The 7,542-nt window shown below is 40.1% G+C and carries 7 protein-coding genes, 2 tRNA genes and 1 pseudogene; 4 read left to right on the top strand and 6 right to left on the bottom strand.

Annotated elements, in window-relative coordinates; translation table 11 throughout:
* Nucleotides 1-18: 18 nt before the first annotated feature.
* The 5 genes from G322_RS0115840 to alaS all read right to left on the bottom strand — a co-directional run bounded on the left by G322_RS0115840 (nucleotide 19) and on the right by alaS (nucleotide 4,703).
* Nucleotides 19-95: transfer RNA gene (locus G322_RS0115840), tRNA-Arg, on the bottom strand.
* Between the two features lie 19 nt (nucleotides 96-114).
* A tRNA-Ser gene (locus tag G322_RS0115835) sits at nucleotides 115-207 on the bottom strand.
* A 169-nt stretch (nucleotides 208-376) separates the two neighbouring features.
* Nucleotides 377-553 (bottom strand): carbon storage regulator CsrA, encoded by a 177-nt coding sequence (gene csrA / locus G322_RS0115830; protein WP_022942704.1) that lies wholly within the window; start codon nucleotides 551-553, stop codon nucleotides 377-379.
* Nucleotides 554-653: 100 nt separating this feature from the next.
* Nucleotides 654-1,886, bottom strand: a complete 1,233-nt coding sequence (locus G322_RS0115825; protein ID WP_022942703.1) for an aspartate kinase — start codon at nucleotides 1,884-1,886, stop codon at nucleotides 654-656.
* Between the two features lie 207 nt (nucleotides 1,887-2,093).
* Nucleotides 2,094-4,703 (bottom strand): alanine--tRNA ligase, encoded by a 2,610-nt coding sequence (gene alaS, locus G322_RS0115820; protein ID WP_022942702.1) that lies wholly within the window; start codon nucleotides 4,701-4,703, stop codon nucleotides 2,094-2,096.
* A 166-nt stretch (nucleotides 4,704-4,869) separates the two neighbouring features.
* Here alaS and G322_RS0115815 point away from each other — a divergent pair, with 166 nt between their 5' ends.
* The 4 genes and pseudogenes from G322_RS0115815 to G322_RS24895 all read left to right on the top strand — a co-directional run.
* Nucleotides 4,870-5,829 carry a bifunctional helix-turn-helix transcriptional regulator/GNAT family N-acetyltransferase gene (locus G322_RS0115815; RefSeq protein ID WP_022942701.1) on the top strand — a complete coding sequence of 320 codons (960 nt, stop codon included), beginning with the start codon at nucleotides 4,870-4,872 and terminating at the stop codon, nucleotides 5,827-5,829.
* Nucleotides 5,822-6,535 (top strand): AzlC family ABC transporter permease, encoded by a 714-nt coding sequence (locus G322_RS0115810; RefSeq protein ID WP_022942700.1) that lies wholly within the window; start codon nucleotides 5,822-5,824, stop codon nucleotides 6,533-6,535. The genes G322_RS0115815 and G322_RS0115810 overlap by 8 nt, the downstream gene beginning before the upstream one ends.
* Complete coding sequence (locus G322_RS0115805; RefSeq protein ID WP_022942699.1) at nucleotides 6,528-6,845, top strand: AzlD domain-containing protein; 318 nt, start codon at nucleotides 6,528-6,530, stop codon at nucleotides 6,843-6,845. The genes G322_RS0115810 and G322_RS0115805 overlap by 8 nt, the downstream gene beginning before the upstream one ends.
* A gap of 308 nt (nucleotides 6,846-7,153) precedes the next feature.
* Nucleotides 7,154-7,291 (top strand): annotated as a pseudogene (locus G322_RS24895) (IS630 family transposase); the annotation flags it as partial.
* Nucleotides 7,292-7,309: 18 nt separating this feature from the next.
* Here the strand turns inward: G322_RS24895 and G322_RS24335 are convergent.
* Nucleotides 7,310-7,542, bottom strand: a 233-nt coding sequence (locus G322_RS24335; protein ID WP_425413905.1) for a hypothetical protein, incomplete at its 5' end; no start/stop codon positions are given.

Here is a 7,542-nt window from a genome sequence, read left to right as displayed (position 1 = left end):
TTCGTGCAAATAGAAAGATGGTGCGGGTGAAGGGATTCGAACCCCTGACCGCCTGGTTCGTAGCCAGGTACTCTATCCAGCTGAGCTACACCCGCTTTAAGAATCAATACAAAATGGCGGTGGAGGAGAGATTCGAACTCTCGAACAGGCTATAAACCCGTTACTCCCTTAGCAGGGGAGCGCCTTCGGCCACTCGGCCACCCCACCGTCGTCTTGTGGCGCTCATAATACGGCCTTATAAAAACAAGTCAAACTTTTTTTACCCAGTTATTTCTAACTGCTCAGTAAAACAGCAATTGTTCCATTTTATGAACAACATCACTTTTTTTAGGTGAAAAAAAAGAGCCATTCGGCTCTTTTATCAATCAAAATATAATTATTTGTTTTCTTTCTCTGCTTGGATACGCATGTAAATCTCTTCACGATGTACAGATATCTCTTTAGGTGCATTAACACCTACACGTACCTGATTCCCTTTAACGCCCAAAACGGTAACGGTTACGTTATCGCCAATCATCAGAGTTTCACCTACTCGACGAGTTAAAATTAGCATATCCTGCTCCTATTATTATTAGTTTGTCCCATTTGCGCTTTTATTATGACTCAAAGGTAAAAAAAATTCAGATTTTTTTTATTGAATGAGAACTTTGCACTTACTTTTCTTCTGTTGCCTCTGTCGCTAGATCAAACGCCTTATGTAAAGCACGTACCGCTAGTTCCAAATATTTTCCATCAACTAAAACTGAAATTTTAATTTCAGATGTCGCTATTTGATGGATATTAATTCCCTCTTGCCCCAGTGTTTCAAACATTGTTTTTGCAACACCCGGGTGATTCCACATACCTACACCGACGATAGATACCTTTGCGATCTCGTTATTACCTTGTACCGTTTCCGCCTTTAATTGTACGCAAACAGTTTCCAGCAATGCTTTCGCTTGTTCATAATCATCACGATGTACCGTAAATGTAAAATCTGTTTTACCATTACCCACCGTGTTTTGTACAATCATATCAACATCGATATTTGCTTCACCAATCGGTGACAGAATTTGCGCTGCCACCGTTGGCTGGTCAGGCACGCCCGAAAGTGTTAAGCGCGCTTCATCACGGTTAAATGCGATACCAGAGATAACAGGAGATTCCATTTTATTTGCCTCATAACTAATTAACGTACCACCGCCCTCTTTAAAACTAGACAGTACACGTAATGGTACATTATATTTGCCCGCAAATTCTACCGAGCGAATTTGTAATACTTTAGTGCCTAAACTTGCCATTTCTAACATCTCTTCAAAGGTGATGCTATTTAAACGGCGCGCATTAGGCTCTACACGTGGGTCGGTCGTATAAACGCCATCTACATCGGTATAAATTTGACATTCATCCGCTTTAAGAGCAGCTGCAATTGCCACCGCAGAAGTATCACTACCACCACGACCGAGTGTGGTTATATTATTATTTTTACAACGACCTTGGAAACCGGCCACCACGACCACACGCCCTTTTTTAAGGTGTGCTTCTAGATTTTTAGTTTCTACATCTAAGATACGTGCTTTAGCGTGGCTAGTATCCGTTGTCAAACGGATTTGGTCACCCGTCATGGAAACTGCATCGACACCTAAATGATGTAATGCCATCGATAATAACGCTATCGTTGTTTGCTCACCTGTTGTAAGCAATACGTCCATTTCACGCGGACTTGGTGTTGCATTTAACTTTTTTGCTAATGCAATCATGCGGTTCGTTTCACCTGACATCGCCGACAAAACCACGACTACGTCATTACCTGCCTCGCGTGTGGCTTTTACTTTATCGGCAACGACTTTGATTCGCTCTACATTTGCGACCGACGTACCACCATATTTTTGAACTATTAATGCCATCTTGTTACTTCTCACTTATAGCTCGCTTTCCACGAGCCAATCTATTTATACCAGTCTGATTAAGTATGTGATCTATATTTTACGCAGGAAAAATGACTTATTTTAAGGCATAAGTTGATGTAAATGGTTGTTCCCTTTACGAAACTTATACGAAGAAATAAGTCATTTTAACCAGTAAAATTGATCAGCTATTTATTCAGATTGGTATTATAATCGCTCTACTAACCAAGGCTCTACTAATGCAAGCGCTTCTTTTAACGCACTCGGATTATTCCCTCCCGCCATCGCCATATCAGGACGACCGCCTCCTTTACCACCGACAGGCCCGGCGACTAAGTTAACTAACTCACCTGCTTTAACCTTTTTAGTGAGATCTTTTGTTACACCAACAATTAAACTCACTTTATCTTCACCAACCGCTGTTGCTAAAACAACAATGCCTGACTGCAGTTTGTTTTTTATTTCATCAACACTGTCACGCAGTGTTTTGGGATCAATACCTTCGATATTAGCAATAACCACTTTCACACCATTGATCTCAATCGCATTACCGGTCAAATTAGCACCTTTTTCACTGGCAATTTTTGCTTTAAGCTGTGCAAGCTCTTTTTCCAGTGCTTTATTACGATCTAAGGTCTGCATGATTTTCTCACCAATATTGAAACCATCACCTTTCACCAAATTACACGCCTTACTAAATTGATCGCGCAAATTGTACAGTGCTTGCTCAGCCGCACCACCAACAGATGCTTCAATACGACGTACACCCGCAGCAATACCCGCCTCAGAGGTCACGAGAAACAATCCCATGTTACCCGTGCGTGTTGTATGTGTGCCACCGCAAAGCTCCACAGAAAAATCACCCATTTTCACCACGCGCACCATCTCGTCGTATTTCTCACCAAATAGTGCCATTGCACCTGTGGTGTTAGCTTCTTCGATATCCATTAATGTCGTCACAATTTCATAGTTATCACGAATGGCTTGATTAACCAGATGGCTGACTTGATTTAATGTCCCTATCGATAGCGCTTCAAAATGTGAGAAATCAAAACGTAGCTTTTCAGCATCACACAATGACCCTTTTTGCGTGACATGCTCGCCTAATGTTTGACGTAGCGCTGCATGTAATAGATGTGTTGCAGAATGATGTAGTGCAATCGCTTTACGACGACCGGAATCTACTTGCATCTGCACTTTTTCGTTAATCGAGATTGAGCCAGTACTTAAATAACCAATATGTAAAAAAGCATCACACGATTTTTTAGTATCTGTAACAGTAAAGATACCGTCATTCAATTTTAAAATACCTGTATCACCCGTTTGACCACCTGATTCTGCATAGAAAACGCTTTTAGATAAAACAATTTGTGCATTATCCCCTTCCATTAAAGCCTCAACAAACTCACCCTCTTTAATCATTTGAGTGACTGTTGCACAGCCTTCTAGTGTGTCATAGCCAATAAACTCTGTTTTACCTTCGATTTTTAAAATATCGTTATAATCTTTACCAAAATTATTCGCTTGTTGAGCACGTAAACGCTGCTCTGCCATCGCACGATCAAAACCATCTTGGTCAATCGTTAATTCACGTTCACGGGCAATATCAGCGGTTAAATCAGCCGGGAAGCCGTAGGTATCATAAAGTTTGAAAACAACATCACCTGGAATAACGGTGCCCTCTAAAACATCTAAGGCAACATCTAAAATTTGTAATCCACGCTCAAGTGTTTTACCGAATTGCTCTTCCTCTAAACGTAAAATCTTTTCAACAAACAGACGTTGCTGCAGCAACTCAGGGTAAGCATCACCCATTTGATGGATCAATTCTTCATAGATTTTGTAAAAGAAAACCTCAGTGGCACCTAGTTTATGCCCGTGACGTACCGCGCGACGAATAATACGACGTAAAACATAACCACGACCTTCATTTGATGGCATAACACCATCAGCAATTAAGAAACCACATGCACGGATATGATCAGCCACAACACGCAGTGATTTATCAGTAAAATCAGTGGCACCCGTTACTTCTGCGACTTTCTTGATAAGTCCTTGGAACAGGTCAATATCATAATTAGAGTGACCATTTTGCATAATGGCAGAAATACGTTCAAGACCCATACCAGTATCAACAGAAGGTTTTGGAAGATCTTCCATAGTGCCATCGGCATGACGATTATATTGCATAAACACCAGATTCCAGATCTCGATATAACGATCGCCATCTTCCTCGGGTGTACCCGGAGGACCGCCCCATATATGTTCACCGTGATCATAAAATATCTCAGTACAAGGGCCACAAGGACCCGTATCACCCATCGACCAGAAATTATCTTTTGCACCAATACGTGATAAACGCGCGGGATCAACACCTATTTTTTCAATCCAGATCTTTTCCGTTTCTGGATCTTCATCAAATACCGTTACCCATAGCTTCTCTTTAGGTAAACCCAACTCCACAGTTAAATACTCCCACGCAAATGAGATCGCATCTTCTTTAAAATAATCACCAAAGCTAAAGTTACCTAACATCTCAAAAAATGTATGGTGACGCGCGGTATACCCCACGTTATCTAAATCATTATGTTTACCCCCTGCGCGCACACAACGTTGACTTGATGTGGCACGACTATAAGCACGTTTTTCGCTACCAAGAAAAGTATCTTTAAATTGATTCATACCTGCATTGGTAAATAGCAGAGTAGGATCGTTATCAGGCACCAATGAGCCACTCGCGACTGTTTGGTGGCCTTTCTTAGCAAAAAAATCAAGAAATCCTTGGCGAATTTCAGACGTCGACTTAATCGTGGTCATGAGTTATTCCAAATAAAAGAGGGTAAATTAATTGACGCTAATATAACACAGCAAAAAGTGGGGATCTAATCACATTTTGTTCGATTTATTCTCAGCTATTGACAATAACCACCACAAGTAGGAAACTAACTACGTAACCAGTTACATAGTTTAAAGGGAAGTTTAGATGGATTACATGAAAACACTGGCAACACTTAGTTTAGGCAGTCAGTTAAAACGCCTCAGCGATCAACTTTTTAGCGAAGTTGCCATCGTTTATAATCAGATGGGATTAACACTTAACCCCAGTTACTTTTTACTGCTTAATTTAATCAATAAAATGGGACCAATGGGTATTACCCAAGCCTCTGACTACCTCTCTGTTAGCCATCCAGCCATCAGTAAACTTGCCAATAAAATGATTAAAGAGGGTTATTTAACAAAGATGCCTCACCCAACCGACAAGCGAGCCAGTCAGATCAGTTTAACAAAAAAATCGTTATTACTTATTCAGCAAGCAACCCCTATCTGGCAAGCACTTAAAAAACAGTTGGATTATATAGAAAGCTTACAGACAGCATCGCTAATCAGTGCGATTCAACAATTTGAAAATAGTTTACAACAACTTAATCTTTCCCAACGTGTACTACAAGATCTACAAGAAACAGCACCAAAAATTGAGATTGTAAATTGGAAAAGTGATTATAAGTCAGATTTTAAAAGGCTCAATATGGTCTGGTTAAACAGCGAATTTAACGGTGAATTAACTGACGCTGATAAACAATCATTAAATCATCCAGAAAGCTACTATTTAGCACAAGGAGGTTACCTCTTTTTTGCTAAGCAGGGAGAAAATATATTGGGGTGCATCGCACTAAAACCCACTAAAAATAACAGCTATGAACTCTCTAAAATGGCTGTTTGTAACAAATATCAAGGGCAAGGCATTGGCCGAAAATTATTATTAAGCACACTTAATAAAGCTCGAGACTTACAGATACAAACAATCTGTTTAGAAACTAACCGAAAATTACACCGTGCGATGGCGCTATATCAACATTTTGGTTTCATCGAACAAAAGCACCCTAACGGGAAAAGTGAATATCCGCGTGCAGATGTCTATATGGAGTTACAGCTTTATGTTTAATTCAGCACAAAGATGGGAGTTTTTAGGAGGGAGTAAAGCAGCCTTACCACTGATTTTAGGTGCTATCCCTTTTGCTATACTGTTTGGTACCCTAGCACCTACCAGTGGTTTATCAGCCACCGCCACCATTGTCATGTCAATATTGGTTTTTGCAGGCTCTGCACAGTTCATTGTTTTAGCATTGATTGCAGCCCAAGCCCCCTTAGAGATGATTTTACTAACAACGTTCGTCGTAAACCTACGCCATCTACTTTATGCCACTGCATTGGTTGATCATGTAAAACATCTTTCACTTGTCTGGCGGGCAGTACTTGCTTTTGGTTTAACCGATGAAAGCTTTGCAAACATGAGCCAACGTTATTTAAAGCAAGATAAAACTGACGCGCACTACTTTTACCTTGGTTCAATCTGTTGTTTTTATTGCACTTGGGTTTCGTTTACCATTTTAGGTGTCGCGTTAGGCAGTTTAATTCCCGACATGAGTAGCTGGGGATTAGAGTTTGCTATGTCCGTTACCTTTATCGGCATGGTTGTGCCTTATATGAATAGCAAAGCGATGATCTCTGCGATTATTTTTGCTGGATTAAGTTCACTTATTTTCGCACAACTGCCCAATAAATTAGGCTTAATCATTAGCGCACTAATCGGCGTATTTGTTGGATTAACAGTCAATAAATTGGATAAAAGGCAACTTGCTTATGAATGAAACCCTATTAATATTAGGTATGTTTATTATCACCTTTGCCATCCGCTTTGTAATGTTTGCCTTTGCAGGAAAAATGACTTTTCCAAACTGGCTTGGAAAAGCGTTAAAGTTTGTTCCTCCTGCAGTATTAACCGCGATTATCGTCCCCGCTGTCGTTATGCCCGAGGGTAATATCGATATTAGCTTTAATAACAGTTATTTAATCGCTGCACTGTTTGCATTGATTATTGCTTTAATCAGTAAAAGTCTCTTAAAAACAATTGGCTTAGGAATGATTTTCTTTTTAGTGCTAAGGTATTTTTCTGTTTGATCAGCGTAAGAGAGGAATTCAGCCCACCACACAATAGATACGTGGGTGAACATTGCTCATGAACCTTGTCTGCCGACAAATTCGCCCCTATTTATCACTATACGCATTGACCACTCATTACGGTGATGTATCTCAGAAATGATTATCAATCATTTCTTTCTGTCCTTTGACCTTTCCATACTTGAACAGTCATCGCTTAAATCAACACAATTAAAAAAGTCCCACCGAAATTATACCAATTCCACTAATTTTGTGATCTAATTAGCTTCTCTTTAACGGTGGTGAAATATGACTCAGATTTATCAAAAATGATTAGTTCGACGTCGAATGCGAGGTTAAAGCTTTGTTTGCTCGCCGCATCTCATTTGATTGATGGTAAAAATAGAACTCAAATATCTCAATACTTAAAGGTGAGCCGAACAAGCGTTAATAGCTGGATTCAAAGCTACTTAACACATGGCATTTCAGGACTTAAAGAAAAAAAGCATACGGGTCGGCCCAAAGGACAGGGGCGGATTACGCTTTGTATGAATTTCATCCCAAAAGTACTTCAGCCTAAAACCCTGATCCCAACAAGCTCGTTGCATCTTACCTGCAACACTATCTTTGAAAGAATTATCTTTCACAAGCCCCAGTAAAGCCCTCCTAAAAGTACATAAATTTCGAGCGCCATCATCAGCATAGATTTGACATTCAT

This window comes from Psychromonas hadalis ATCC BAA-638, from assembly GCF_000420245.1.
GTDB lineage: Bacteria > Pseudomonadota > Gammaproteobacteria > Enterobacterales > Psychromonadaceae > Psychromonas > Psychromonas hadalis.
The sequence above is the reverse complement of the archived record's forward strand: the minus strand, read 5'-3'. Positions and strand labels throughout refer to the sequence as shown.